The organism is Brevibacterium otitidis (assembly GCF_042429315.1).
Lineage (GTDB): Bacteria > Actinomycetota > Actinomycetes > Actinomycetales > Brevibacteriaceae > Brevibacterium > Brevibacterium otitidis.
The window spans coordinates 36,847-62,729 of sequence record NZ_JBHMAU010000028.1 but is presented as its reverse complement, the minus strand read 5'-3'; the positions used below and the strand labels follow the sequence as shown (position 1 = coordinate 62,729).

The 25,883-nt window shown below is 67.3% G+C and carries 22 protein-coding genes, 3 tRNA genes and 1 riboswitch; of the genes, 14 read left to right on the top strand and 11 right to left on the bottom strand.

Features of this window, described 5'->3' with window-relative positions; all coding sequences use genetic code 11:
* Nucleotides 1–4 precede the first annotated feature (4 nt).
* A complete protein-coding gene (locus ACFFN1_RS03895; RefSeq protein WP_376838787.1) occupies nucleotides 5–1,339 on the top strand; it encodes an MFS transporter in 1,335 nt (444 codons plus the stop codon).
* Nucleotides 1,340–1,407: 68 nt separating this feature from the next.
* On the opposite strand, the gene ACFFN1_RS03890 is transcribed toward ACFFN1_RS03895, so the two are convergent.
* Entirely contained in the window at nucleotides 1,408–2,658 is a 1,251-nt protein-coding gene (locus tag ACFFN1_RS03890; RefSeq protein ID WP_376838785.1) for an ATP-binding protein, read from the bottom strand.
* 282 nt (nucleotides 2,659–2,940) lie between these two features.
* Between ACFFN1_RS03890 and ACFFN1_RS03885 the strand changes: the two genes are divergently transcribed.
* The 4 genes from ACFFN1_RS03885 (at nucleotide 2,941) to ACFFN1_RS03870 (ending at nucleotide 8,684) form a co-directional block, all read left to right on the top strand.
* The gene (locus tag ACFFN1_RS03885; protein WP_376838783.1) at nucleotides 2,941–4,674 is read left to right on the top strand and encodes a thiamine pyrophosphate-dependent enzyme; all 1,734 of its coding nucleotides are present in this window, start codon (nucleotides 2,941–2,943) and stop codon (nucleotides 4,672–4,674) included.
* A gap of 23 nt (nucleotides 4,675–4,697) precedes the next feature.
* Nucleotides 4,698–6,434 (top strand): amidohydrolase, encoded by a 1,737-nt coding sequence (locus ACFFN1_RS03880; protein WP_376838781.1) that lies wholly within the window; start codon nucleotides 4,698–4,700, stop codon nucleotides 6,432–6,434.
* A gap of 140 nt (nucleotides 6,435–6,574) precedes the next feature.
* Entirely contained in the window at nucleotides 6,575–7,936 is a 1,362-nt protein-coding gene (locus ACFFN1_RS03875; protein ID WP_376838779.1) for an alkaline phosphatase, read from the top strand.
* A 133-nt stretch (nucleotides 7,937–8,069) separates the two neighbouring features.
* Nucleotides 8,070–8,684: a YigZ family protein gene (locus tag ACFFN1_RS03870; RefSeq protein ID WP_376838777.1), complete on the top strand. Its 615-nt coding sequence runs from the start codon at nucleotides 8,070–8,072 to the stop codon at nucleotides 8,682–8,684.
* Nucleotides 8,685–8,756: 72 nt separating this feature from the next.
* Here ACFFN1_RS03870 and ybaK read toward each other — a convergent pair whose 3' ends face one another.
* The 3 genes from ybaK to mgtE form a co-directional block, all read right to left on the bottom strand.
* Entirely contained in the window at nucleotides 8,757–9,257 is a 501-nt protein-coding gene (gene ybaK, locus ACFFN1_RS03865; RefSeq protein ID WP_376838775.1) for a Cys-tRNA(Pro) deacylase, read from the bottom strand.
* Between the two features lie 268 nt (nucleotides 9,258–9,525).
* Complete coding sequence (locus ACFFN1_RS03860) at nucleotides 9,526–9,828, bottom strand: metallopeptidase family protein (protein ID WP_376838830.1); 303 nt, start codon at nucleotides 9,826–9,828, stop codon at nucleotides 9,526–9,528.
* 678 nt (nucleotides 9,829–10,506) lie between these two features.
* Entirely contained in the window at nucleotides 10,507–11,889 is a 1,383-nt protein-coding gene (mgtE, locus tag ACFFN1_RS03855; RefSeq protein ID WP_376838773.1) for a magnesium transporter, read from the bottom strand.
* A gap of 274 nt (nucleotides 11,890–12,163) precedes the next feature.
* A riboswitch (M-box (ykoK) riboswitch) is annotated at nucleotides 12,164–12,335 on the bottom strand.
* A 445-nt stretch (nucleotides 12,336–12,780) separates the two neighbouring features.
* Here mgtE and ACFFN1_RS03850 point away from each other — a divergent pair.
* The 4 genes from ACFFN1_RS03850 to ACFFN1_RS03835 all read left to right on the top strand — a co-directional run bounded on the left by ACFFN1_RS03850 (nucleotide 12,781) and on the right by ACFFN1_RS03835 (nucleotide 13,864).
* A tRNA-Glu gene (locus tag ACFFN1_RS03850) sits at nucleotides 12,781–12,853 on the top strand.
* Between the two features lie 43 nt (nucleotides 12,854–12,896).
* Nucleotides 12,897–12,970 (top strand) — tRNA-Asp (locus ACFFN1_RS03845).
* Between the two features lie 81 nt (nucleotides 12,971–13,051).
* Nucleotides 13,052–13,124 (top strand) — tRNA-Phe (locus tag ACFFN1_RS03840).
* Between the two features lie 137 nt (nucleotides 13,125–13,261).
* A complete protein-coding gene (locus tag ACFFN1_RS03835) occupies nucleotides 13,262–13,864 on the top strand; it encodes a GIY-YIG nuclease family protein (protein ID WP_376838771.1) in 603 nt (200 codons plus the stop codon).
* A gap of 62 nt (nucleotides 13,865–13,926) precedes the next feature.
* Here ACFFN1_RS03835 and ACFFN1_RS03830 read toward each other — a convergent pair whose 3' ends face one another.
* Nucleotides 13,927–14,820 (bottom strand): Abi family protein, encoded by an 894-nt coding sequence (locus ACFFN1_RS03830; RefSeq protein ID WP_376838769.1) that lies wholly within the window; start codon nucleotides 14,818–14,820, stop codon nucleotides 13,927–13,929.
* A 562-nt stretch (nucleotides 14,821–15,382) separates the two neighbouring features.
* Here ACFFN1_RS03830 and ACFFN1_RS03825 point away from each other — a divergent pair.
* The 4 genes from ACFFN1_RS03825 to ACFFN1_RS03810 are packed head-to-tail and all read left to right on the top strand — an operon-like array spanning nucleotide 15,383 to nucleotide 17,525.
* Complete coding sequence (locus ACFFN1_RS03825) at nucleotides 15,383–15,730, top strand: YciI family protein (RefSeq protein WP_376838767.1); 348 nt, start codon at nucleotides 15,383–15,385, stop codon at nucleotides 15,728–15,730.
* 11 nt (nucleotides 15,731–15,741) lie between these two features.
* Nucleotides 15,742–16,527 carry an RNA polymerase sigma factor gene (locus tag ACFFN1_RS03820; protein ID WP_376838765.1) on the top strand — a complete coding sequence of 262 codons (786 nt, stop codon included), beginning with the start codon at nucleotides 15,742–15,744 and terminating at the stop codon, nucleotides 16,525–16,527.
* 34 nt (nucleotides 16,528–16,561) lie between these two features.
* Nucleotides 16,562–17,245, top strand: coding sequence for a LysR substrate-binding domain-containing protein (locus tag ACFFN1_RS03815; RefSeq protein WP_376838763.1), 684 nt, complete (start codon nucleotides 16,562–16,564; stop codon nucleotides 17,243–17,245).
* A 52-nt stretch (nucleotides 17,246–17,297) separates the two neighbouring features.
* Complete coding sequence (locus ACFFN1_RS03810) at nucleotides 17,298–17,525, top strand: hypothetical protein (RefSeq protein ID WP_376838761.1); 228 nt, start codon at nucleotides 17,298–17,300, stop codon at nucleotides 17,523–17,525.
* Nucleotides 17,526–17,586: 61 nt separating this feature from the next.
* Here ACFFN1_RS03810 and ACFFN1_RS03805 read toward each other — a convergent pair whose 3' ends face one another.
* From ACFFN1_RS03805 to ACFFN1_RS03790, 4 genes are all read right to left on the bottom strand, one after another.
* The gene (locus ACFFN1_RS03805; RefSeq protein WP_376838759.1) at nucleotides 17,587–18,957 is read right to left on the bottom strand and encodes an MFS transporter; all 1,371 of its coding nucleotides are present in this window, start codon (nucleotides 18,955–18,957) and stop codon (nucleotides 17,587–17,589) included.
* On the bottom strand, nucleotides 18,944–19,798 hold the full coding sequence (locus tag ACFFN1_RS03800) for a siderophore-interacting protein (protein WP_376838757.1): 855 nt from the start codon (nucleotides 19,796–19,798) through the stop codon (nucleotides 18,944–18,946). Before ACFFN1_RS03800 ends, ACFFN1_RS03805 begins: the two co-directional genes overlap by 14 nt.
* A 157-nt stretch (nucleotides 19,799–19,955) precedes the next feature.
* Nucleotides 19,956–21,233: a M20 family metallo-hydrolase gene (locus ACFFN1_RS03795; RefSeq protein ID WP_376838755.1), complete on the bottom strand. Its 1,278-nt coding sequence runs from the start codon at nucleotides 21,231–21,233 to the stop codon at nucleotides 19,956–19,958.
* Nucleotides 21,230–22,972 carry a thiamine pyrophosphate-dependent enzyme gene (locus ACFFN1_RS03790; protein ID WP_376838753.1) on the bottom strand — a complete coding sequence of 581 codons (1,743 nt, stop codon included), beginning with the start codon at nucleotides 22,970–22,972 and terminating at the stop codon, nucleotides 21,230–21,232. The genes ACFFN1_RS03795 and ACFFN1_RS03790 overlap by 4 nt, the downstream gene beginning before the upstream one ends.
* A gap of 277 nt (nucleotides 22,973–23,249) precedes the next feature.
* Between ACFFN1_RS03790 and ACFFN1_RS03785 the strand changes: the two genes are divergently transcribed.
* On the top strand, nucleotides 23,250–24,407 hold the full coding sequence (locus ACFFN1_RS03785) for an RsbRD N-terminal domain-containing protein (RefSeq protein ID WP_376838751.1): 1,158 nt from the start codon (nucleotides 23,250–23,252) through the stop codon (nucleotides 24,405–24,407).
* A 218-nt stretch (nucleotides 24,408–24,625) separates the two neighbouring features.
* Here ACFFN1_RS03785 and ACFFN1_RS03780 read toward each other — a convergent pair whose 3' ends face one another.
* Nucleotides 24,626–25,153: a TetR/AcrR family transcriptional regulator gene (locus ACFFN1_RS03780; protein WP_376838749.1), complete on the bottom strand. Its 528-nt coding sequence runs from the start codon at nucleotides 25,151–25,153 to the stop codon at nucleotides 24,626–24,628.
* A gap of 11 nt (nucleotides 25,154–25,164) precedes the next feature.
* Nucleotides 25,165–25,710: an SRPBCC family protein gene (locus ACFFN1_RS03775; protein WP_376838747.1), complete on the bottom strand. Its 546-nt coding sequence runs from the start codon at nucleotides 25,708–25,710 to the stop codon at nucleotides 25,165–25,167.
* Nucleotides 25,711–25,883: the final 173 nt, after the last annotated feature.

The window sequence follows — 25,883 nt, the reverse complement described above, 5'->3', positions numbered from 1 at the left end:
TCCCATGTCCGAGCCCGGCGCCTCGCCTGCCGCCCCAGCGCCCGCCCCGCACATCGAGGTCGATGAGACCACCGCGCGCAAGGCCGCGACCGCCGCGCTCGTGGGCACGGCGATGGAGTGGTACGACTTCTTCCTCTTCACCACTGCGGCGGCCATCGTCTTCAACGTGCAGTACTTCCACTCCGAGGACCCGGCGATGGCCACCATCCAGTCCTTCGCCACGATGGGTGTCGGCTTCGTCGCCCGCCCGATCGGCGCCTTCGTCTTCGGCCACCTCGGCGACCGGATCGGCCGCAAGGCCGTCCTCATGATCACGATCATCGGCATCGGCGTGGCCACCGGCGTCATCGGCCTGCTGCCGACGTATTTCCAGATCGGCATCTGGGCGCCGATCGCGCTCGTCGCCCTGCGCATCGTCCAGGGTCTGGCCGTCGGCGGCGAATGGGGTGGCGCGGTCACTGTCGCCGTCGAGAACGCCCCGCCGGCCAAGCGCGCCCGCTACGCCGTGTTCCCGCAGGTCGGCTCCCCGATCGGCACGCTCATGTCCTCCGGCGGCTTCTTCCTCATGGCCGTCATCGTGCCCTCCCAGGCCTTCGACGCCTGGGGCTGGCGGATCCCGTTCCTCGCCGCGATCCCGCTGCTGCTCGTCGCCGTCTACATCCGCAAGCAGCTCGAGGAGTCCCCGATCTTCCGCGAGCTCGAAGAGGCCGGCGAGAAGGAGTCCGCCCCGGTCCTCGAGCTCTTCCGCAAGTCCTTCCCGCAGGTGCTCGTCGGCATGGGCGCGAACTTCCTCGGTGTTGGCGGGTTCTTCCTCGTCACCACCTTCGTCGTCTCCTACGGCACCGGCGTCCTCGGCATGTCCAAGACGCTCATGCTCGGCGCCACGCTGGCCGCCGCGGCGATCGAGATCCTCGTGCTGCTGTGCTTCGGCCGCCTGGCCGAGCGCCTCGGCGTCTCCCGCGTAGCCGTCATCGGCAGCGTGGCGACGATCCTCATCGCCTTCCCGATCTTCCTCATGATCGAGTCGACCAACGCGATCCTCGTGATCCTCGGCGTCACCATCGGCGTGGCCTGCCTGTCGATCCCATACGCCGTCAACGGCGCGCTCACCACCGCCCTGTTCCCGCCCTCGCACCGCCTGTCCGGTGTCGCGATCTCGGCGAACCTCTCGGCGATGGTCTCCGGTTTCGTGCCGATGCTGGCGACGGTGTTCCTCGCCGCGACCGACAACGCCTGGTGGCCAGCCCCGGCGATGCTCGCCGTCATCGCCGCGATCACCGGCATCTGCTCGTTCATCGCCCCGCGGGTCTCCGAGGACATCCCCGGCTACCTGCGCTGAGTCGGTTCCGGTGGCCCGAGGGCTGCCGTTCCCGAGGCGGTGGTCGACGGCCGAGGCTGCGCCCGGCGTCACGGCCCCAGCAGCGCAAGTGGCACGACGGCGATCCCATCGGGACGCCGGTATGCCGTCGTCCCTGTGGTGACGACCACGAGGTCTGCAATCCGGTCTGGAATCTGGTCGCGCAGCCACAGTAGATGTCTGACATCTGCAGGGGAGACACTGGGGGCGAGTTTGACCTCAATGCCGAGGACCTGCCCGTCGACGCCTTCGACGATGAGATCGACTTCGCGATCTCCGCCATACATCCGCAGATGTCTCACGCGGGCTTCTGCGGCTTGTGCGGCGACTTTCACGCTCAATGTGACAAGCGATTCGAAGAGGGGGCCCAGCATATGCGAACCGGTTCTCCCAACCAGGGAACCAGCAGACAGGCCCAGCAGTCGTGCCGCCAGCGCAGGGTCGGCGAGATGGTGCTTGGGTGCTTCCTGGAGTCTGCGCAGATCGTTGTGCGCTGGCAGCCAACCAGGAACTGGGTCGAGCAGCCACAGCCGGGTGAGGTGTTCCCGATACGCCAGTGTGGTCGTCTTCGCCGGCTGTGAACCGTCGCCTCCGGTGGTGGCATCGAGTATTTTCGAGTAAGCCGTCGTCGTGGACACAGCCGCCGCATAGGCGGCAAGCCACCGGCGCAGCACCTCTGGACGACGCACACGAAAACCCGAATCCGGAAGCTCACGGTCGATGATTCTGTCGATGTAGGAGTCGAGCATTGCTCGTCTGACTCGCGGCGCGGCCGTCATGACACCCGGGAATCCACCAGCGGCGATGGACTCTGCATAGTCGGCGACGGTGAACTGGGACTCCCCTTCGATCGCGCGCTGCTCCCCGCTCAGCAACGCAGCCAACGACACGGTGGGCGTCACGGCGCCTCGCTCATGCAGCGCCATCGGCCGCATCCGGAGCGAGAGGATCCGTCCTGCTCCGCTATGCGTACCAGCGGCATCCGTTGGAGTCGCCGACCCTGTCAGGAGAAACCGGCCGGGTTCAACTCCGGCATCGACCCGCCGGCGGACTGCATCCCATACCTGCGGGAGCTTCTGCCATTCATCGATGAGCAGCGTGCCGTGTGGCACTGCTGAGAAGGTGAAGTCGGCGGCGGCGATCTCTCGCTGCCCAGGGTCATCGAGCATCCACTCTGTGGAAGCCCGCCGAGAAGCGGTATCGGTCTTGCCGACGCCCTTGGGGCCGTCAATGGCGATAACCGGCGCCATCGACATGAGATCGTCCAGCTCCGTATCAATCGTTCGACGCTGATAATCCATGCCACTGCCCTTTCCGCAGCCTGCGCGATCACCCGCACTCGTTGCCCGAGTGCCAACTGCAGCCCGCGGACACTACCATCTACGACACTCGAACACTTCCTTACACGATGCTTGTACACTACCACTCACGACACCTGAACACTACTATCCACGACCGCACGTGAAACAGTTCCGACCTGAACCCAAAACAACCCGGATTCTCCATCCAGACGACGGCGGGCTCGCTGCGCGCCGGACGGAACGGCCCTGCACGCGGGCTGGATTCTGTGATTGAGTGTGACTATGACGCGCATCATCTCCACTGCTGACTCCTCCCCTGCTGACTCCTCCCCTGCCGCCTCCGCACAGGACTCCACCGGCGGCTCCGATGCCCCTGCCTCCCGCTCGGCTGGGCACCTCATCGTCGCCCAGCTCGAAGCCGAGGGCGTCGAGCGCATCTACTGCGTGCCCGGCGAGTCCTACCTGAATGTGCTCGACGGCCTGCACGATTCGCCGATCCGCACGATCACCTGCCGCCAGGAGGCCGGTGCGGGCTTCATGGCGATGGCCGAGGGCCGCATGACCGGCAGGCCGGGCATCGCGATGGTCACCCGCGGGCCGGGTGCTGCCAATGTCATGATCGCCGCCCACACCGCCTACCAGGACGCCACCCCGCTCGTCATCTTCGCCGGCCTCATCCCCAGCGACCACCGCGGGCGCGAGGCCTTCCAGGAGTTCGACCTGGCCGGCTGGTTCGGCACGACCGTGAAGAAGACCCTCATCCTCGACCACCCCGATGAGGCCGCCGCGATCGTCGCCGATGCCATGCACACCGCCGCCTCCGGCCGGCCCGGCCCGGTCATCGTCGGCCTGCCGGAGGACCCGCAGCTTGTCACCACCTCCGCCCCGACCGTCGCGCCGCGCCCCGTTCCCGAGGTGGTGCCCACCGCCGCACAGATCGCGGCGGTTGAAGAGGCGGTCGGGAGAGCGAAGCGCCCGGTGCTCATCGTCGGCGGCGAGCGCTGGGATGAGCAGACGTCGCGCATCGTCGCCGACTGGGCGGCCGCCTTGAGCATGGGTATCATCGCCGATTTCCGCGCCTATGACGGCATCGATCACGATGAGCCGCACTACCTCGGCGCGCTCGGTTTCGGCTCTGCACCCCTGACTCGCGCGGCCTTCGACGAGGCTGACCTGCACGTCTATCTCGGCTGTCAGCGCACCGACGTGTCCACGAACTCGTACTCAATCGGCTGCAGCCCGGCCCACACGATCGTCATCAGCCCGGATCCTGATCTGCATGCGCACTTCGGGCCGGTCGATGAGCAGGTCATCGCCACCACCCGCGGCTTCGCCCAGGCAATTGCCGGCACCGTGGCGACCACCGCCTCGGGAGTGGGGGCTAACCTGCCCGGCTGGGTGGCCGAGACCCGGCAGCAGTTCCTTGACTGGCGCCAGGTCCCGGCGCCCACCGGCGATGAGGACCCGGCCTATGTCGATATGGATACCGCCTTCGGCGAGGTGCGCCGCCTGCTGCCGGATGACGCGATCATCACGTATGGGGCAGGCAACTACTCCGGGTGGGCCGCGCGCTACCTGCCGGTGCACAGCTTCCCGTCGGCGCTCGGCCCGCGCAACGGGGCGATGGGCTTCGGGATGCCGGCGGCGGTCGCGGCAGCGCTCGTGTGCCCGGATCGGCCGGTGCTCGCCGTCGCCGGCGATGGCTGCTTCCTCATGAACGGCCAGGAGTTCGCCACCGCGGTCGCCCATGGCCTGAATATCACCGTCATCGTCAACGACAACAGCGTCTACGGCACGATCGTCGGCCACCAGGAGCGCGACTATCCCGGCCGGCCGGAGGGCACTGGGCTGAAGAACCCGGACTTCGCCGCCTACGCCAACGCCTTCGGCGGGGCCGGATTCAGTGTGACCCGCACCGAGGACTTCGCGGGTGCCTTCGAAGCGGCGCTGAACCATCCGGGCCCTGCGCTCGTGCATGTGCGCACTGATCCGACGATCCGCTTCACCCGCAGCTGAAGGCGCGGCAGAGCAGGAGCGGCATGCAACTCGACACAATCATCCGCCATGCGCGGATCCACACGATGGCAGACGCCGCGCCCGAGGCGGTGGCCGGGGACGCGACTGCTGCTGCAGCCGGGGACGCGCCGCCCGCGCCCGAGGCGGTGGGCATCGCCGGCGGACAGATCGTCGCCTTCGATGATGAGCTGGAGGGCTCCTATGCCTCCGCCGGTGAGGTCATCGACGCCGCCGAGCTCACCGGCACCGCGACGCCGACGGTGGTGCCGGGGTTCATCGATGCACACTGCCACACGACGTGGTTCGGGCTCACCCTCGCGAGCGTCGATGTCGAGAGCTGCCCGGGCGGCATCGCCGAGGTCTATGAGCGCCTCGAACGCGCAGCAGCGCAGCTGCCTGACGGTGAGTGGGTGCAGGCGACCGGGTACTCCCACCACGACTATGCCGGCAGCTATCCGGACATCGCGGTGCTCGACCGGATCACCGGTGGCCGGCCGCTGTTCATGCGGCAGGTCAGCGGCCATTCGGCGATCGTCAACACCGCAGCCCTGACAGCCGCCGGAATGCTCGAACCCGGCTACACGGATCCGCCCGGCGGCAAGGTCGTCCGTGACGCATCCGGCCGCCCGACCGGACTGGTCGAGGAGACCGCGCAGACGCAGGTGCAGGATCTCATCCGGCCGTATTCGGTTGAGACGATCGTCCACGCCCTCGACCTGGCCACCGCCCACTACGCGAAGGAGGGGATCACGAGCTTCGGTGAGGCCGGGATCGCCGCCGGCTGGATCGGCCACTCCCCCTTAGAGGTCTTCGCCTACCAGCAGGCTCGGCGGGCCGGGCTGCTGCGCGCCCGCGCCCAGCTCATGCCCGTCATCGATGCCCTGCACCCGATCGCCGGGCATGCCGCCGACACTCCGGAGCTCGGCCTCGACCTCGGGATGGTGACCGGGTTCGGCGATGATGAGATCCGCATCGGCCCGGTCAAGATCTTCATGGACGGCGCGCTGTCCGGCCGCACCGCCGCGCTGAGCGAGAACTATGTCGGCGCGGATGACGCCGGCTATCTGCAGGACGACCCCGAGGTGCTGCGCGCCCAGACCCTGGCCGCCTACCGCTCCGGCTGGTCGCTGGCCGTGCATGCGATCGGCGATGCCGCCGTCGACGCGGCGATCGCCAACATCACTGCTGCCGTCGATGCCGGCGGACCGCCGGCCTTCCCCAACCGGATCGAGCACGCCGGGATGGTGCGCGCCGAACAGCTCGCGGTGCTGGCCGAGTACGGCATCGCGGTCACCCCGCAGGCGGCGTTCTTCGACAACATCGGCGATGGGATGCTCGAGGCGATCGGCGAGCACCGCGCCCATCTGCTCTACCGCGGCCGCTCCTTCCTCGACGCCGGTGTGCTGCTGGCCGGCAGCTCCGACCGGCCGTGCGCTGACGGCAATGTGCTGCGCGGCATGCACGCCTTCATGACCCGCCGCACCCGCTCGGGCCGACTCTCGGGGCCGGAAAGCGAACGGCTCACCGCCTCCCAGGCGCTGGCAGCCTACACCTCGGGCGCGGCAACTGCGATGGGCATGACCGGCCGGCATGCCGGACGCGCCGGGATGCTCACCCGCGGGGCGCTGGCCGATCTCGTCATCCTCAGCGGGGACCCGTTGGAGACCGCTCCCGAGGCGGTGGCCGGCCTGGGTGTGCAGGCGACGATGCGCGGCGGGCAGTGGACGCACCGCGCGGCGGGCGCGCTCCGGAATCCTTGAGCGGAGTTCACTGCCCGTTCATGAGCTCACAGCGTGCTTTCCATTTGTGTGCACGGAGCTTTCAACCTCGGGCCGGTGCGGTGGATGCACCGGCAGGGACGCTGCCGGTGCCCCTCTCCCCCACACACAAAGGAATGCAGATGAGCATCGCACGTTCCCTCGGCCGGTACCTGGGCGGCGCAGCCGTCCTCACGGTCGCCGGCACCTCGGGCTTCGCGGTCCCGGCGCTGGCCGATACCGCTGATGAGCCCCGCAACATCATCGTCATGATCGGCGACGGCATGGGCTTCAACCACGTCGACGCCGCCGACCTCTACGAGCACGGCACCACCAACTGGCAGATCGAAGGCGTCCCCGGTGAGCAGATCACCCAGCAGGACGGCTACGGCTCCACCCCCGGTCAGATCTACGAGGAGTTCGACGTGCGCATGGCGATGTCGCACTATTCGCTCGACTCCCCGAAGTACAACAGCGATGACGCCTGGGCTGACTTCGAGTGGGCCAATGACACCCCGACCGACTCCGCCGCCTCGGGCACGGCCCTGGCCACCGGCATCAAGACCCACAACGGCTACCTCGGCGTCGACGGCGACCTCAAGGAGGTCGGCAATGTCGCTGAGCACGCACATGAGACCGGCCGCGCCACCGGCGTCGTCTCCTCCGTGCCCTTCGGACATGCGACCCCGGCTGCCTGGGGTGCGCACGTCGCCAGCCGCGGTGAGAACCACGCGATCGCCCAGCAGATGATCGACGGCTCGCTCGATGTCATCATGGGCGGCGGCCACCCGAAGTTCGACGATGACGGCCAGCCGCGCGACCCGAAATGGGATTGGCTGAGCGAAGCGCAGTACATCGGCCTGCTGGCCGATGACGCTGAGCGCACTTTCATCGAGGACAGCGCCAGCCTCGAAGCGATCGCCAACGGCACCGATGTCCCGGACCGCGTCTTCGGTCTCGCCCCGGTCGCTGAGACCCTGCAGTTCAACCGCTCCAGCCTCGCTGAGCAGGAGCCGCACACCGAGAACGGCCGTGAGAAGGGCAAGGCCTACGAAGGCGATGCCCCGCTGCCCGGCGATGCAGCCTTCAACGACGTCGTGTCGCTGGAGAGCATGTCGCTTGCCGCTCTCAATGTGCTCGGTCAGGACGAGGACGGCTTCTTCACGATGATCGAAGGCGGTGCCATCGACTGGGCCGGCCATGCGAATGCCACCACCGGCAACCTCGAAGAGCTCGCCGACTTCAACGCCTCGGTCGAGGCCGTGCACACCTGGGTGGAGGAGAACTCCAGCTGGGATGAGACCCTGCTCATCGTCACCGCTGACCACGAGACCGGCTACCTGTCCGGCCCGAGCGATGAGGACCATTGGAAGCCGCTGACCGGCGAGGCCGGCGAGCTGCCGCGCACCGGTGCCGAGCTCGGCCTCGCCGGCGGCATTGCAGCCGGCCTCGCCGCCCTCGGCAGCACGGCCGTCTACCTGGCGCGCCGCCGCCAGCAGCACTGAGCCGGTGCGAACCACAGCTGAGCCGCCGCTGATCCGCGGCTGAGGCCAGCCCGCGGCTGAGGCTCAGCAGCCCAGAGGGCCCCGGGAATCCTCCCGGGGCCCTCTGCTGTGCTCGGCCGATACAGTGGGGCTCATGGGCTATCAGACTCTGTGCCGGGAGGCGCATGCCGAGATCGAGATCAAGCGCTCGCGCTTCATCTCCCGCGTCGCCCCGGTCGAGACCGAGGAGGCCGCTCGGGCGATCATCGAAGAGCAGCGCAGCGCGCATCCGAAGGCACGCCACCACTGCACGGCCTTCATCCTCGACCCCGATGGCCGCACCCAGCGCTTCAACGACGACGGCGAGCCTGCAGGCACGGCCGGCGCCCCGATCCTGGAGGTGCTCACCGGTCACGAGCTGACCAATGTGGTGGCGGTGGTCACCCGCTACTTCGGCGGCACTTTGCTGGGCGCCGGCGGGCTCGTGCGCGCCTACGGCGGCGCGGTGTCCGAGGCCCTGACCGATGCCGCGGTCGTCACTCGCACGCTGCTGACGCCGGTGCGGGTGGAGCTGGACTACGGCACCGCGGCCGCGGCTGAGCGGCAGGCCCAGCAGGCCGGCTGGAAGATCATCGACAGCGAGTACGGCGCCGCCGTCACGCATGTGCTGGCCGTGCCCGCCGCGGAGGTGGAGGCGTGCCTGGCGATGCTCGCCGACGTTTCGGCCGGGGAAGCCGCGCCCGAGGCGGGGGATCCGATCTATCGGTAGGCCCACCTCGGCGGCGGGGCAGGACTCCCGAGGTGCCGAAGCGGGGCTGGGTTCCCGAGGCTGCGGGGCTGCTCAGTCGAGGCTGGCGATACGGGCGACCTGCGCATTGGTGAGCATGACGAGGTCGTCGGGGCGCAGTTCGATCTCCATGCCGCGGCGTCCGGCGGAGACGTAGACGGTGGAGAACTCCTGCGCGGAGAGATCCATGACCACCGGTGAGGAGTTGCGCTGCCCGAACGGGCTGACGCCGCCGACCATATAGCCGGTGCGGCGCTCGGTCTCGGCGATGCCGGTGAGCTGAGCCTTCTTGCCGCCGCACACGGCTGCGACCGCTTTGAGGTCGAGCTGCCCGGATACGGGAACCAAAGCGACGACGGGCTGCTGATCCACATGGATCATGAGGGTCTTGAGGATGCGGCCGGATTCGACGCCGAGCTTCTCAGAGGCTTCAGTGCCATAGCGGCGTCGGGTCGGGTCGTGGTCGAACTGATGGACTGAGTAATCGATGCCGGCAAGGTTGAGCACGCGCAGAGCGGGGGTTGCCGCAGCGTGTGATCGGGCTGCAATCGACATGGGATTCTGTGCCTCCTGCCTGCCTGGCCGATCAGGCTGCTGACCGGCGAGACGGGCGGGTGAGTTGACGGTGTGGGGACGTTGGACGTCAGCTACTCTAAAGTACCGGTCCGGCTGAAGACCAATCATTTGTGGAGTTCCGACAAGCACAGAGCCGAAATCGAGCACCTCGGGCGGGTGATTTTGTCGCCCAGCGCCGGGAATCCGTCAGGCACTGTGCCTGACTGCTCCAGTGTCCAACGGCCGCGTGTCTGTCAGCCCTCACCTGTCAGCCCCAGCCGAGCTCGTGGAGCCGCTCATCGTCGATACCGTGGTGGTGGGCGATCTCGTGGACGATCGTCGTGAGGATCTCCTCGCGCAGCCGGTCAGCCGTGCGGGAGAACTCGATGAGGTTGATCCGATAGAGGAAGATGACGTCCGGGGGCACGAAGGACCACGGATCGCCGCGCTCGGTCAGCGGGATCCCGTCGTAGACTCCGAGGATGTCCGGCTCCTCCGGCGGCGGCTCATCCTCAGCGAAGAGGACGACGTTGTCCATATAGTCGAGCACCCCGTCAGGCAGCTCCTGCATGACCTCGTCGACGAGGTCATCGAAGACCGCGTACAGCGCTTCGAAGGCGGCATCGTCGATCGGCTCCAGCTCCTCACCGTCTGCCGGATCCTCATGCTCGGGGTGGCCACAAGTCATGGCGCCAGTCTACTGAGATCGGGCCGCCTCAAAGGCTGTGCCGCAGACCGCAGCAACATCATCGCCACCGGCTCACTGGTGACGTGACAACCAGGTTCGCCAGGATCTTCGGCTGGTGCGCGCCTCGACGGCCGGTGATGTCTGATGCGTGCATTCGCTGAGGCCGCACGGCTCACCGATGACCTGAACCGTCCTGGGATTCGTTCCCAGATGGTTGTCAAAGACGGTTCGCGGTGGGTGAGGGGTTCAGCGTACCGTGCTTCGACTTCTGCTGGGGTCTGGTAGTCCAGCGCTTCGTGCAGCCGGATCCTGTTCGGCCAGTGGACCCCTCTCTCCTTCATCCTCGACGATCTTGCGGTCACCGATGCCGAGCTCATGGCCCGCGTCGCCCAGCTGATCCCCGTCATCAGCACCGCTGAGGCTCCTGCCGTCGAGGGCTCCGCCACGAGGCTGATCGCAGCCGTTCCCGTCGAGCAGATCGCCGAGGTGGCGCTGCCGGCGCTGAAGGCATGCCCGGCAGGTGACTGTGGAGGCAGGATCAGCTCCTGCCTCCACAGCCGCTCACAGCAGGAACTGGCTGGCGATGAAGAAGTACATGAGCACGCCGGTGCCGTCACAGATGCTGGTGATGAGCGGAGCCGAGGCATTCGCCGGGTCGAGACCGATCTTGCTCAGCAGGAAGGGCAGTGACATGCCGATGACGCTGCCGATGATCACGACAACCACCATCGTGACTGCGACGACCAGCGCGATCTCGGGTCCGCCGCGTACCACGCCGAGCACCGACACAGCGGCCGCCATCGTCAGGCCGAGCAGCGCCGCCACCATGATCTCCTTGCCGAGCACCTTGAACCAGTCTTTGAGCACCACGTCACCGGTCGCGATTGCACGCACCATGAGGGTCGCCGACTGGGAGCCTGCGTTGCCGCCGCTGTCGATGAGCAGCGGCAGGAAGAACACGAGTGCAACTACGCTTTCGATGAGTTCTTCGTAGTAGGCGATGCCGGCGCCGGAGAAGATGTTGCCGAACACCAGGATGACCAGCCAGGCGACTCGGCTGCGGTACAGCATCCAGACTGAGGCGCTCTTGATGGATTCGGTGAGCGAGCCCGCCGAGCTCATTCGGTGGAAGTCCTCGGTGGTTTCGGTGTCCATGATCTCTGCGGCACGGTCAGCCGTGATGACGCCCAGCAGGCGGCCGTTCTGCACAACCGGCAGCGCCATGAGGTCGTTCTCCTGAATGATCTGCGCAGCGATCTCACGGTCGGTCTCCGGGGTGACGGTCTGCAGCACAGCGGTGGAGATGTCACTCAGCGGGGTCTCCTTTTCCGCGGTGACGATGCCTCGGAATGACACGACGCCGGTGAGCATGCCTTCGACATCGACCAGGTAGACGTAGCTCGATGCCTCAACATCGCGAGCCAGAGTGCTCAGCTGATTCAGCGCTTCGTCCGAGCGGGTGTGTGCAGAGAGCATGAGGAAGCTCGGCGTCATGTTGCCGCCAGCGGTGTCGGCCTCCCACCGCAGGAGGCTCGCCACCGTCATGCGGGTTTCGTCCGGCAGGCTGCCGAGCACCAGAGCGCGCTCGGTTTCCTCAAGGCTGCGTATGCCGTCGGCAATGTAGTACGGGGACAGATGCTGCAGCACCGCGCCGGCGTCGGTGGGCTTCATGCTGATGACGGCTATCAGACCTTCATAGGGTGTGGCCTTCTGCAGCACCCGAGCCATCGCCTCAGTGCCGAACTGCGCGGTGAAGGAGCACAGTTCCTGCCGGCTGAGCGTCGCCAGGTCCTTCGCCCTCTGCTTCGGCGTCATGGGTGCGTCAACCCATGCGTCGATACCCTGTTCCAGGTTCTCCTGCAGGATGCTGCGCAGGCGGATGCTGGTCTTGCCGCCCTTGCGGGCTGTCATGGTGTCTTTGGTGTTCGAGATGATCGTTGCCATGGGAATGTCCTTCTCGTTTCAGGAAGATTTCGGGCACGCCGAATAACCCTGCGAGAATTGCGACAGAAGAACGCAGATTTCAGGGTTTCTGGGCGCGGATATTCAATCCCTTGAATGAAGAGGGATTGTATTAACGGGACGCCGGAGGTCGACACCGAGTCGACGATCTTCGACTATTCATGCCGTCACCTCCTAGTTTTCGGCGCGCAGAGAACGCGCAGCGCCAGCACAGCATCGAGGCATAGGGATACCTCTGTGCCGTGAGCAGTGATTGTGCAGGCCCCCACGTAAGAGCTTTGGCTCTGCGCGACGTAACCGCCGGTGCGGTAGCCGCTTTGGGTAGACCCTTAAGCCGGGAATACCTGTCCTAGCCTGGCGACATCTCTCGATACTCGGCAGACCAGCGGCCTGTGTTCGCGCAGGAACCTCACCGAACGAAGTCCTGCATAGACTACTCTGACCTATTGGTTTCGGATTGTCAAATCCCCGGCGCGCTTTCTGGATATTCATCATGCAACCCTCGCAGTGCCTTAGATGGTTTTCGCGCCGCACATCACCTGACCGCGCATTTCTGCATCCAACAGCCACCATCACGCAGAGAAGAGCTGGACGCCCCTGCCCCCAGAAGTGCCTGCAGATCCACATCCATACCTCGACGTCCAGCCTCCCCGGCCCGCACGTTCAGCGCAGACCCCGCAGGCGGATCCCGCCTCGGTTCAGCAGATGCGCCCCCGAATCAGCCGGCGGACCCCACCTCGACCGCGGTGACCGACCTCACAGGAATCAACCTCGCGTCGTTTTGCATAACGCTCAGAAGGTGCGCTAAGCTATCGGAGGTTCACGCCCCGGGCAACCGGGAGCTGACAGCCCCATCGGGAGACTGATGCGGAAGCCCCCATCGTCTAGTGGCCTAGGACACCGCCCTTTCACGGCGGCGACACGGGTTCGAATCCCGTTGGGGGTACGTGTAGGATGGAGTTCGCCTCATCCGGCACACAAATGAATAAGGCCCTGTGGCGCAGTTGGTTAGCGCGCCGCCCTGTCACGGCGGAGGTCGCGGGTTCGAGTCCCGTCAGGGTCGCGGAGCAATCGGCTCTTCTGTTTCAGAAGAGCCTTTGTTCTATCAGCAGGCAGATGAGCCACGCTCACTGCCAGCGGATCTGGCTCTGTAGCTCAGTTGGTAGAGCGTTCGACTGAAAATCGAAAGGTCACCGGATCGACGCCGGTCGGAGCCACAGTCACGAAAACCCCCGGGAGACCGGGGGTTTTCGGCTTCTAACAGTCGGCAGCCCCTTAGAAACCCCGGGTTAATGCTCAAAAATGAGTCCGCACCCCCATTGTCGAGGGCGCGTTCTTCGTCCTCAGCGGCGTCATGCTCTTCATCGCCGAGGTCGGCGAGCCGAAGTACAAGAAGTCGACCGTCCGTGAGAACCGCAGGGAACGGCCCCGGGTGATCATCGAGAACGGCACCGAGTCCGCGATGTACCGGCAGTTCCTCGGCATCCGCATGGGAGAACGCGACGACCTGGCCGTCGTCCCCGCCTCGTTCGAGTCGGTCCTGGCCGAGGACGTGGAGACTGGCTACATCTACGTGTTGCGTTCGCTCAGCGACGGCCCGCAGATCGCTAGCGTTCCCGACCTCTACAAGATCGAGTTCTCACGAGGCCCGGTTGAAAATCGGATCGCCCGTGCGGAGCAGGAACCCACCCACCTCATGGCCCCAGTGGAGGTCATCGCGACCTGCCGCACCTCCAACCCCAAGACCTCCGCTCTAGAGCACCTCCTGCACCTCGTGTTCACGGACGCTCGGCTACAGGTCAGCCAGATCGGCAAGAATGGCAGAAGCTACGAGCCCTCCGAATGGTTCAACGTGCCCCTCCCCGTCATCACCCAGGCGATCGATCTCATCACCTCTGGCGACGTCGTCGACTACGAGTACGACACCGCCTCACAGCGCCTAATCGAGCGCAGCTAAAGGGGTCACACGCTCCGGAACTCTCCGATCAGAAGCGCGCGTCTTGCCGGGGCAGGTCGGTGTCACGCCTGGTGATCGCGGGGAGAGACCGGCCGGACGAGGCCCTCCCAGAACTGCTCGTGCTGTCGGTGCTGGCCCACCAGTTTGGGCAGGATCGGTAGGGTCGCGGTGCCGCGCACCAGGACATCGCTGAGGGAGGCGACGACATCGATCACCGAACGTGGTTCGAACTGTCCGGCGAGGCGCTTCGCCTTGGCACGGACGTTGTTCGGCGTCGGGCCCGCGTCGATCACCGAGTGATGCCACAGGCGACTGTGGTGGGCGCAGCGGTTGCGGAGGTAGACGAGTGCTCTCACCCGGTAGGCGAACCCGGCTCGTGCGACGCCGATGCTGGACGCGACAGAATTGGCCAAGGAGCTTTGAGCGCCGCGCTCGACGACCTTCGACAAGGTCCCGAACGACCACGCCTCGACCGCTGACCACACCGGCAGCTCCGCGTACCGCGGAGCATTGCTGGCGGGAGCGCGGTAGCGAAGGATGTGGCGCTCGCGGCTGCGCTCGATGTCGCGCAGACACGACTCCACAGTCGGCTCTGCGTCACCGACATCCGTGTAGAAATCGCGGTCGAGGTAGCTGCCATATGCGCCATGGACATCCGCGATCACCCTGGCAACGTGGGTGCGGAGCAGCAGCTCCGCAAGGGCAAGAGGCCGCGTCAGCGCTGCCCGCAGCTCCTCGTCAGCGTCGTAGATGGCACGGATAGCCTCGAACGAGGCCGATGGTTCGAACGTGTTGGTTCCGAGGTGCGGAGCGCGCTGGAGGTACCGGGCATAGCCGGAGAACCGGTAGTAGTTCGTGGACCGAAGGAACCGGGCGCACTCGTCGCGATCCTCGATGACGAGCCCGCGCTCTGCGAGCAGCTCGACCTGCTGCGCAACGGTCAGGCTCGGCTTCACTCCTACTCCTCGGACAAAAGAGGCCCCTCCCATTTGAGCATCGCCGAGAGGCTTGGGAGGGGGTCGATTGACTCCAGTTTAGCCCGGCAGGGCGGCACTGTCCATGCGGGCGAGGCGTGCTGTCCGTCGCAGCAGGTCAGCCCCGAGTCCACGTGTGTCCCGTATGGGAACGACCGTGCTCACCGATCGACTTCCCCGCAACCCCGGATCTACTCCGGAGATTCGCAGGCAGGCCGCGACAGTCGATGGCAGCGGATTCGAACGTTGACCAGCGTCCACGGAAGATCCTGGCACCCCGCAGAAACCCCGGAAACCCTAGGATTCTTACTCGAAAGGTCACCGGATCGACGCCGGTCGGAGCCACAGTCACGAAGGCCCTCGCATGTCTTGCGGGGGCCTTTCCGCATGCGTGAGCCGCGGATGCTCCGGAGGCTTGCTCGGAATTCTTTTCTGCAGAGCTGTCGATTTCGCCCAGCGCGATCCGTCATGATGATGTCGGACCCTCCGGTTCGATGAACATCCACCTCAGCAGCGACGCTGGGGAGAACGTGAGGAGAAGCTCATGAAGTACGCACTTCTGCTGATGGGACGCACCGATGACCCGAACTGCGGCGAGGACGGGGGCGCCGATCCTGCAGAGTTCTTCGCCTTCGATCAGGAGATCACGAATGCCGGTGTGGTGGTCTCGTCGTTCGCTTTGGAGGACCCGGAGCATGCGGTGAAGGTCGAGGGCAATGCCGCAGGCGACCGGGTGGTCTCCAGCGGGCCGTTTGCTGAGGTCCAGGAATTCGTCGGCGGGACCTACATCATCGACGTCGACAACCTCGATGAGGCGATCGCCTGGGCCAAGAAGAGCCCGGGCTCCAAGCCGGGCGGACATGTGGAGATCCGTCCGGTGGCTCCGTACTGAGAATCGCAACGGTGTCCAGACTCCCCGATGCCGCGACCGAGGCGGCAGTGCGCAGCGCTGTGGAATCCCTGGGCGCTGCGGGACGGGCCCGCGTGCTCGGCGCAGTGGCCCGGCATCTGTCAGATCTGGACCTGGCGGAGGAGATGGTGCAGGAGGCCCTCGTTCAGGCGCTGCGCACGTGGGAGCGCACCGGAATCCCCCGCTCACCCGAGGCCTGGCTCATCACCGTCGCCAAACGGCGGGGCATCGATGCGCTGCGCAGCGACCAGGCGCGCTTGCGGATGATCCCCCGCCTGGAGGCTCAGCAGAACCGCGAGCCTCCAGGAGAGGGGGTCGGCGATCCCTCCGATCAGGTCGCTGCCCCGGATGTCTCGATCCCGGACGACCGGCTCGGGCTCTTCTTCGCCTGCGCGCACCCTGCGCTCACGCCTGAGGAGCAGATTGCGCTGACGCTGCGATTCCTCGCCGGGCTGAGCACGGCTGAGGTTGCGCACGGGCTGCTCGTCCCGGTGCCCACCATGCAGCAGCGGATCGTGCGGGCCAAACGACGGATCAGGACGATGGGCATCTCGTTCGATGTGCCGCCGCGTGCGCTGCTGCCGCAGCGGCTGGCGGGAGTGCAGCGGGTGGTCTACCTCCTGTTCGCCGAGGGGTTCGCTCGCTCGACGGGTCAGGAGCATGTGCGTGATGATCTGACCGCCGATGCCATCCGGCTCGCGCGTGTGCTGGCAGAGCTCATGCCTGGATCTGCGGAGGTCACCGGCCTGCTGGCACTCCTGCTGCTCACCCAGGCCTGACGCCCCGCTGACGGTCCGCCGCCGCTCCCGCGGTGTGCAGCTGACCGATGCCGGGCTGGCTGCCGTCGAACACGCCCGCGAGCTCCTCACCGGAGTCAGCGGTCTGGCCGACGCCGTCGATGGCGAGCTGGGGCGGGTGCACGGCACCCTGCGGGTCGGGTGCTTCCCGACGATCGCCACGTGGGCGATCCCCGAGCTCATCGAGCACTGCCTGACCCACCACCCGGATCTTGAGGTCGTCGGCATCGAAGACGAATCGGCCGGGCTGACCGAACGGCTGCGCGGCGGGGATATCGATGTCGCTGTGCTCTTCACCGCTCACCTGCTGCCAGGCAACGAGGTGATCCACCCGCTGCGCGAGGCGCGCCCGCACCTGCTCCTGCCTGCCGGGCACCGGCTGGCAGGCCGGGAATCGGCGGCCTTGGAGGAACTGGCGGGAGAACCGATGGCGCTGCTCGACCTCCACCCGGTCAGCGACATCCTCCTCGGTGTCATGCGTCAGGCCGGTATCGAGGATTCGGTGCGCTGGCGCAGCCCGACGGCCAATGTCGTGCGCAACCTCGTCGGCCGCGGTCTGGCCTGGACGATCCTCATCGGGCTGGGCACTCCCCTGTACTCGGGTGAAGGTCGCCGGCTGGCGTCGGTGGCGATCACCGACGCCAGCCGGCCAACGGCGTCGTCGCCCTCACCCGCGGCCACCGCCCGCCGAGGCGGGTGATGGCGGCACTCGAGGTGCTCCGCCACAGTGAGGAACACGGAAGAGGTCGCTCATGAAATATCGGCAGCACACGCTCACCGTCGACGGCGAGCAGTTCCGCATCCGGCAGACGGGGCGCACGGAGTATCACTACGACTGGCTCACCGGACCCAATCCGGGCTACGGCTTTGCTGGCGGGACCTATCCGCCTTCCACGCTGACGGATGAGGACCACATCGAGGCGATCCGCGACTTCCTCGCCGAGATCGACCCGGAGACCGGTTACCTCGCAGACGACTGAAGCCTCGGCCGGGACGACTTGGCCCTGCACCCCGCCGACGGAACACGCGCAAGCGCCGGGTTCAGCGTTCACGTTCCTCCCGGTCAGGTGCAGTCGCGCTGAGAGCGGTGCTGACGACCGATTCGGGCCCCGCAGCGGCGGGCGCGACCGGCAGCACGTCGCGACCGGCACCGTGGTTGAGCGTCTGCGTCCGGTATCGCCGCTGGTGCCATACGATCAGTGCCGCGCCGATGGCATAGAGGATGCTGGAACCGACGAACACCGACACGTACCCCAGCTGGCCGGCCACAGACAGGGAGACCGCACCGGCGCCGAAGGACACGAGCATGGCGAACGAGGCGAGCGTGGTGTAGTCCGACCCGGCGCTGCCCGGGCGCGAGTAGTCCATGTTGATCGAGTACACGAGGATGGAACCGGCGGTGTAGCCGAGGAAGAACACGATCGTCACCGCGAGGATGTAGATGGTCGACGCCGCGCCCGAGATGACGGGGATGAATGCCACCATCCCGAGAACCGCCAGTGCACTGCCGACCAGCAGCACGCGCTCCCTGCCGAAGCGCTGAATCAGTGCTCCTGTGGCAAGCGCGGCCACGGTCCCGCAGACACCAGCGAGCAGCGTCGTCAGGCTGGCTGTCTCTTCAGCGCTCCACCCCTGGTCGATGAGACTCGGGGTGATGAGACTGTAGCCTGCGGTGAGCCCCACCCAGGATGTCGGCACCACCAGCAGCATCCAACTGCCAGCGCCCGGCTGCCGCACGACCGTCCAGATGGTGCTCACCGAAACCCGCGTGGCCCGCGCCTCGGCGGCGGCTGGGGGTTCAGGGCTCACGGCGATCAGCAGCGTCGGCAGGAGGGTGAGGACAGCAAGTGTCACGAGGGCGGCGAACCAGCCGGCCCATCCGTAGATCACGGTCGTCAAGCCGCCTCCGACGATGAGTCCGATGTAGTTTCCAGCGACTTGGACGCCGTTGGCGAATCCGCGTTCGTCACTGCGGATCGAGGAGATCGCCAGGGCATCAGCGGCCACGTCCTGCGTCGCGGAGACAAAGATGTAGACGGCCGTCAGCAGCAGGAACAGCCCGAACTGTGCGCGCACGTCCGACAGGCAGGCGATGGCGACGAGGTCGCAGGCGAGCAGCGGCTGGAGGACGAGCAGCCAGCTGCGGTAGTGACCGCCTTTCCGGTTGCGGCCGAATCGGTCGACCACCGGCGCCCAGAGGAACTTCACCGCCCAGAGCATGCCCAAAGCGCTCACGGCTGCCAGCGATTCGAGTGCGACACCCTTCTCGCGGAGGATGGCCGTAGCGCCGGTCATGAGGAACCCGATGCCGAAGTACTGGGAGGCATAGAGAGCAAGAAGCAGCAGGAAGCGCCGTTCGCTGAGGCGGGTTTTCGAGGATCCGCTGCGGATTCGTGTGTCAGAGGCGCGCACGACCAACCTTCCAGAAGCCCGAGCTCATCACCTGACGGCGGGGGACATCGCATTCCTTGACCAGGAAGCGCCGTCCGAGCGCGGCGGTCTTGGCCTCGGCGCACACCCATCCGTAGTCGATGCCGTCCATCTGCAGCTCACCGAGCTCAGCGGCGAGCGCCGAGCCTGGCACGTCGTCGCCGCGGTGCACGACGGTGATGCCAGCCTCGCGTGTGCCCGGCAGGACATGATCCTCGCTCGGAACCTCGACGATCGCGCTGAAGCGCCGGTCGGCATTCGAGGCGTGCGCGGCGAGGATCTCGAGCATGCCGGGAAGACCGGTCTCATCGGCGATCAGGACATGGTGCCCAGCATCGGGAGCACTGCCGTAAGGCGCGGTCTGGAACCGCACGCCGACGGGATCGCCGGCCTGGACGCGCGTGATCCAGCGGGCGCCGGGACCGTCGTGACCGCGGCTGACGATGTCGATGTCGATCTCTGAGAGCTCTCGGCGCTGCTGACGCACGGTGTACCACCGCAGGTCGGGCCGGGAGGCCTCGGGAATGTGCGAAAGCGTCGATCGTGGGTTGAAACCTGCGTAGGCGGGCATCTGCAGGCCCTGCCCGGGCGGCGGCATGAACAGACCCACATACTCATCCGGACCCATCAGCGCCACGTCTGAGATCTCCGGGGCTGTGATCGTGACGCGGCGGAACGCCGGCGTCAGGTCGGTGACTGCGGTGACGCGAGCCGGGAACTGCGGATAGTGGTCGCGTTCTGGTGGCAGCGCCATGGACCGCGAGTAGACCGCACGGATCGTCGACTTCGCGGTGTTCTCCAGCAGATTGCCGCTTTTGGACATGTAGCCCTCGCTTAGGATAGCCAAACCTCAAGAGGGATCATACACTGGATTCCGCAGATCTGCCGCACCGGCCGTGAGTGAATTCGGCTACTGGGAAGCCGGAAGCGGCGGGGATGCACCCCGCCGCTTCCGCATGTCGTCGAATCTCAGACGAGCATCAGCCGTTGCCGGCCTCGGCCACCACTGAGGGGTCGACGACGATCCGGCGCAGCACCTCGGTGAGGTGATCGACGCCGGCGAGCAGATCCTCGTCCTTGGTGAACTCGTTGAGGTTGTGCGAGATCCCCTCGACGCTCGGCACGAACAGCATCACCGTCGGCACGAGGTCCTTCATGTTCGTCGAGTCGTGACCGGCGACGGTCAGGACCTCGCCATGGGCCAGGCCCAGCGCCTCGGCGACGGAGCGCGAGAGCGCGGTGCCCTCCGGCTGGTAGGGGTTCTGGTCCCAGGCGTGCTCGTGGACGATGTCGATCTCGACGCCGACGCTCTCCTCGACCTCAGCCATCGTCGCCCGCAGCTTCTCGGCCGCGCTCTCGATGACGTCCATGCTCGGCGAGCGCAGGTCGAGGAGGATGCGGGCTTCGCTGGCGACGACGACCGGGGAGTTCGGGTAGACGGTGATCTCGCCGACTGCGGTGTGCAGCGCGCCCTCGTCGTAGTCGTCGACGAGCTCGCGAGCGGCGACGATGAGCTTGGCCGCCCCGAGCAGCGCGTCGCGCCGGTCGGCCATGAGCGCCGAACCGGAGTGCGCCTGATCGCCGCGGATCCGCAGCTCGTACTTGTGCGCAGCCCACGTGGCGGATACGAGCCCGATCGTCACCCCGTCCTCTTCCATGCTGCGGCCCTGCTCGACGTGGATCTCGGCATAGGCGGCCAGGTCGAGCTCGACCGGGGCGTCCCCGCGCTCACCGATCGCGTCGAGGGCCTCGCGGACGGTCACACCCTGCTTGTCGCGGGTCTCGAGGGCTTCCTCCAGCCCGAGCTTGCCGGTGAACACCCCGGAGCCCATCATCGAGGGCTTGAAGCGGCTGCCCTCTTCGTTGAACCAGTTGATGACGGCGATGTTGCAGGCCGCCTCACCAGGGCGTTCGGCGAAGTGCTCAGCAAGCCGGAAGGCAGCATGCGCGGCGGCCATGACCCCGTAGGCACCGTCGTAGCGTCCGGCCGTCGGCTGCGAGTCCATGTGCGAACCGGCGAGCACATAGGGGGCGCCGGGGACGAGTTCGAGCAGACCGAACTGGTTGCCGATCTCATCGCGGAGCACCGTCATGCCGTGGTCCTCCATGAGGCGGGCGAACCAGCGGCGCTGCTCGGCATCGGGCTCGGTGGCGGCCTGCCGGTCGACGCCGTTGGTGCCGGGCACTGCACCGAAGGTGGTGTGGACGTTCCAGTCGGCGAGGAAGGCCTCGTGTCGCGATGCGTTCTGAGCGTTCATGCGTGGGCTCCGTTCGAGTCAGCGGCCGCGGGCACTTCGCCTGAGGGTCCGCGCAGGGCCGGGTCGGTGATGACGTGCAGCAGCGCACCGGTGGGGCTGGCCAGTGCCCGCTCGACGGCGCCGGCGATGTCGTCGCTGGTGCGCACCGTCTCACCATGCAGCCCATAGGACTGCGCCATCATGGCGAAGTCCGGGTTGGTCAGATGAGTGCCCGATGGCCGCTGCGGATACTGGCGCTCCTGATGTTCCACGATCGTAGCGAAGATCCCGTTGTCGATGACGACGACGACCATCTTCGCGCCATAGCCCACCGCGGTGGCGATCTCCTGGCCGTTCATCATGAAGCAGCCGTCGCCGGCGACCGAGATGACCGTCCGGTCCGGATGGACGAGGCCGGCGGCCACCGCAGCGGGGATGCCGACGCCCATCGCGCCGTTGCGCGGGGCGACGAGCGAGCTGGGCTGCTCGTGCCGGATGAAGCGCGGCGGCCACAGCGCATGGTTGCCGGCGCCGTAGGTGACGACCGCCTGTCCGTCGACCTGCCGGTCGAACTCCCGCATGAGCGCATGCAGGTCGACGCCGGCGTGGGCGCCCGCAGCTCCGGCAGCAGGATGATTGGCTGGGCGGGCGGTGGAGAAGGCCTCGTGCTCGCTGCGCATCCGCTCCAGGCGGGTGCGGCGCGCCTCCGCGCCCGAGGCGGTGGCCGCCGGGGCTGCTTCCGCGCCCGAGGCGTCTGGCGCCTCGGCGGTCAGGGCCGGGACGATGGCGGCCGGGCTGGCCTGGATGTGCAGGTCGACGCGGCCGGTGTGGCCGAGCAGACCGGGATCCGGGTCGATGACGATGGTGCGGGCCTGCAGGCCGCGGGTGTAGCCGTCGCTCAGCACATCGGAGCGCACCGCGCCGATGAACACGAGCAGATCAGCAGCGTCGACGTCAGCGGCGAGCGCATCGCTGCGCCCATAGCCCAGGCTGCCGACCCAGGCCGGGCTGGAGGCCGGGATCGCATCGTAGGCGCGGAAGTCGGAGGTCACCGGCACGCCGTGGGCTGCGCACCAGGCGGCAAGATCGGCACCGCAGCCGTCATGCCAGCCGTCACCGCCGACGACGACCACGGGGCGCTCCGCCTCGGCGATGGCCGTCCGCACGCCGGCGAGCGCGTCAGCGCTGATAGCCGGGGCCGGCAGCGGGCGCGGGTCGAGGGCCGGGGCGTCGGTGGGGACGGTGAGCACGTCCTCGGGCACGCCGATGATGACCGGTCCGGGCCGCCCGCCGGCGGCCGTGCGCATGGCATCGGAGACGAGTTCGCCAGCGGAGTCCGGATCGTCGAGGACGAGGACTTTCTTCGCCGTCGAGCCGAACCAGGCGTGCGGGTCGAACTCGTGGAAGGACTCGCGGTTGCGGTCGGCGATCGGGATAAGGCCGACGAACATCACGAGCGGGGTCTGGTCCTGGTACGCGGTGTGCACGGCGATCATCGCATTGGCCGCACCGGGGCCGCGGGTGACCATGACGACGCCGGGCCTGCCGGTCAGCCGCGCCTCGGCGAGGGCCATAAAGCCGGCGCCGCCTTCGTGGCGGGCGACGACATTGGTGATGGGGGCGTCGTAGAGTCCGTCGAGGATGTCGAGGAAGCTCTCGCCGGGCACGCTGTAGACGCGCTCGACGCCTTCGCGCACGAGCTGCTCGACCATGAGGTGGCCGGCGCTGCGCTCAGTGAAGGCCGCGTTGGTGTTCGTCATCCGTTCATCTCTCCTTCCGGAGCGTGGGGTCCACGCGCTGTGGGCGGGTGCGCTGGGAGTGCGCTCCGTCGGCGGGTCCGGAGGTGGTGGACCCGGCGGTGGTGGTTCGCATCAGGGCGGGTCGGGATGGAAGCGGATCGGACCGAGGTAGAGATGTGCACACCTGGGCACGACTGCACCGGCCATCCACCCTCACAGTGCCCGCGTGCACAAGCGCTTTTCAATGGACGAGTGCACACGATTGGCTCACCCGGTTATGCGGATGCACAATGACGATATGGAGCCGTCCTCATCACGACCCCGCCTCGATCCGTGGTGGGAGGAAACGCTGTCCGCGCTGGCCGCGCAGGTCCCGCAGCTGGCCGCGGAGTTCGTCAGCCTGCTGCGTGAGGAGGTGCCGGGATATGCGCATCTGTCCAGCGCCGAGGTGACGGAGACGGCCGAGCAGTCCCTCGGCCTGCTCATCGGCCGGCTGGCCGGGCATGCCTCGGCAGCGAAGCTGCGCGCACTGTCCGAAGACCTCGGAAGCCGCCGCACAGCCCAGGGGATCGAGCTCGATGAGATGATCGCAGCGATCCGGCTGGACTTCCGGGTTCTGTGGTCCGGGCTGATCCGCAGCGTGGCACAGGAAGACGCCGCGCAGCTGCTCGCCCACGCTGAAGATGTGCTCGAAACCGTCGAAGAGTACTCGTCATATGCACAGCGCGCTTACCTCAAAGAGGCCGAAGCGCTTGCTGCTGACACCGCCGTCCAGACACGACGGATGCTCACCCACTTCCTCTCCGCAGACGACCCACTCCCCCTGACAGACCGCGTCGCCAAGCTCACCGGGTTCAGTCCGCAGGCGCACTTCACCGTCTGGGCGATGCGGGCTGATGCCGAATCAGATCTGCTGCATCGCTGCGGTCAGTCCCTGCGCCGCCAAAGACTGCGCCACCACTGGTCAGCCGTCGAAGAAACGACTGTCGTCATCGTCGAAGCCGAGCAGCCACCTGACAGACCGGACCTCACAGACGAATCAGTGCTGGAGATCGGCGCAGTGGCCGGACTGTCCGACGTGCCCGCAGCCGCGACTCGTGCCCGGGAGCTCGTTGGCTTCGCCGAGCCCGGATCGTGGGCGACCGAGCGCGATGTGTGGGTGCCGTTTCTGCACAAGCACCTGGCCGCAGGGTTTCCCGAGCAGCAGTCAGCGATCCGAGCCGGTCTCGCCACGCTCTCCCCCGATGAGCGAGAACGAGTCATCGTCACTGTGCTCACCTACCTCGGGTGCGGTTCGACGCAGCGCACGGCCGAGCGTTCCTACGTTCATCGCAATACGGTGCTCAACCGGCTGCGGCTGTTCCGCGAATGCACCGGCCTCGACGTCACCGTTCCCATCGAAGCCGCCGCAGCGCTGCTGGCTCTCGGACGGCCGGTGCCCCCGATGCCCGGTTGAGTCTGCCCACCTGCACAGCACAGCTTCTCCCTGTGTGGGAAGCGCGTGCCGAATTCCCGCACATGAGCGCGGCTCCCGTCCACTCGATGCCCACTCGACGCCGGAGACCGGATCTGCCGCAGGCTGCCCTCCGCCGGGCACCTCGGCGGCGGTGGCGTTGCTGGCAGTGATCGGCCCGACACTCAGGACTACGCCGAAGCTCAGCACCACGCCGGATCTCAGCGCCACGTCGCTGAAAGCGCCTCCCAGGCGGCGTCGATGTCACTGCCCGGGGGCAGCCGGGCGTCGAGTTCGAGGATCGTGAGTCCGTGCGTCGCCGCCCACAGGGCCTGCGCGCGCACTGGGTCTCCGGTGACGATGAAGAAGGGCTCACCGGACCATTCCTCCAGCCCGTCCGGCAGCCGCTGCCGGTCGAGCGGGCCGGTGGTGGCGAGCCGGTAGAGGGCGGGTGCACCGGCGGCGGCCTGCCGGTAGGCGCGCAGCAGCCCCGCGACCGAGGCGTCGGCCGCGATCGCCTGCCGGCACTGCTGTCCCATCTCGACGAGTGCATCGATGAGCAGGTGAGTGCGCAGCTCCTCGCGGCTGGAGAGATGCTTGTACAGCGAGGGTGCGCGGATCCCGAGGTCGGCGGCCAGGGTGCGCATGCTCAGCGCCTCCCAGCCCTCGGCCTCGATGCGGTCCCGCGCGCAGCTCAGGATCTCGCTCAGCCGCCGGCTGCGGGCCGGCAGCTCCGGCAGCTCAGTCATCGACACCTGCGTCATCCATCGCCTGCCTCCAGCGCGCCCTCAGTGCGCAGGGCTGCGGCGCGTGCGTCCACGGCGGTGTTGACGGCGCCGAACTCCGCTTCCATCTCGCTGAGCATACCCGCCGCCCACGGCACGGCTGCGCCGGCGAACACCTCGGTCTGGGTCAGGCGGGTGCCGCCGTCTGGCAGCGGCTCGAGGTGGAAGGAGTGGCGGCCGTCGGCCAGTCCGGGCATCCACGTGTGTCCGATCCACGTGAGTTCGCGTTCGGGTTCGGCGGCGAGCACTTTCGGTCTGAAGGTCATCGTTTCGTCTCCGAAGATGACGGTGTTGTGCAGGCGCTGACCGACGGCGATCGTGCCGCTGCTGTCGATGATCGAGGGGTGCCATGCGCTGTAGGCGCTGTTGTCCGCCAACACCGCCCACACCTCGGCCGGGGTGGCGTCGAGCTCAGTCTCAGCGGTGATGGCGAGGGGCCGGAGGTGGCTGTAGGCCAGTGATCCGGCGGCGAGTGCAAGGGGGATGCAGAGGCAGATGGCGAGGATGCGCAGCGCGGTCATGGGGCGATCCTTCCGGTGCGGCCGGTGGGGCACACCGGCACTACGGCTAACACTGTTAGCCTAACGGCTGAGTCTGCTGCGAAACAACCCCTTCGGGCACCTGCCGCCCAGCGACACCGGTCATCCAGTCAGGCCGCCCACCCCATCACCCAGCCCGTCCCTTCAGGCCGACC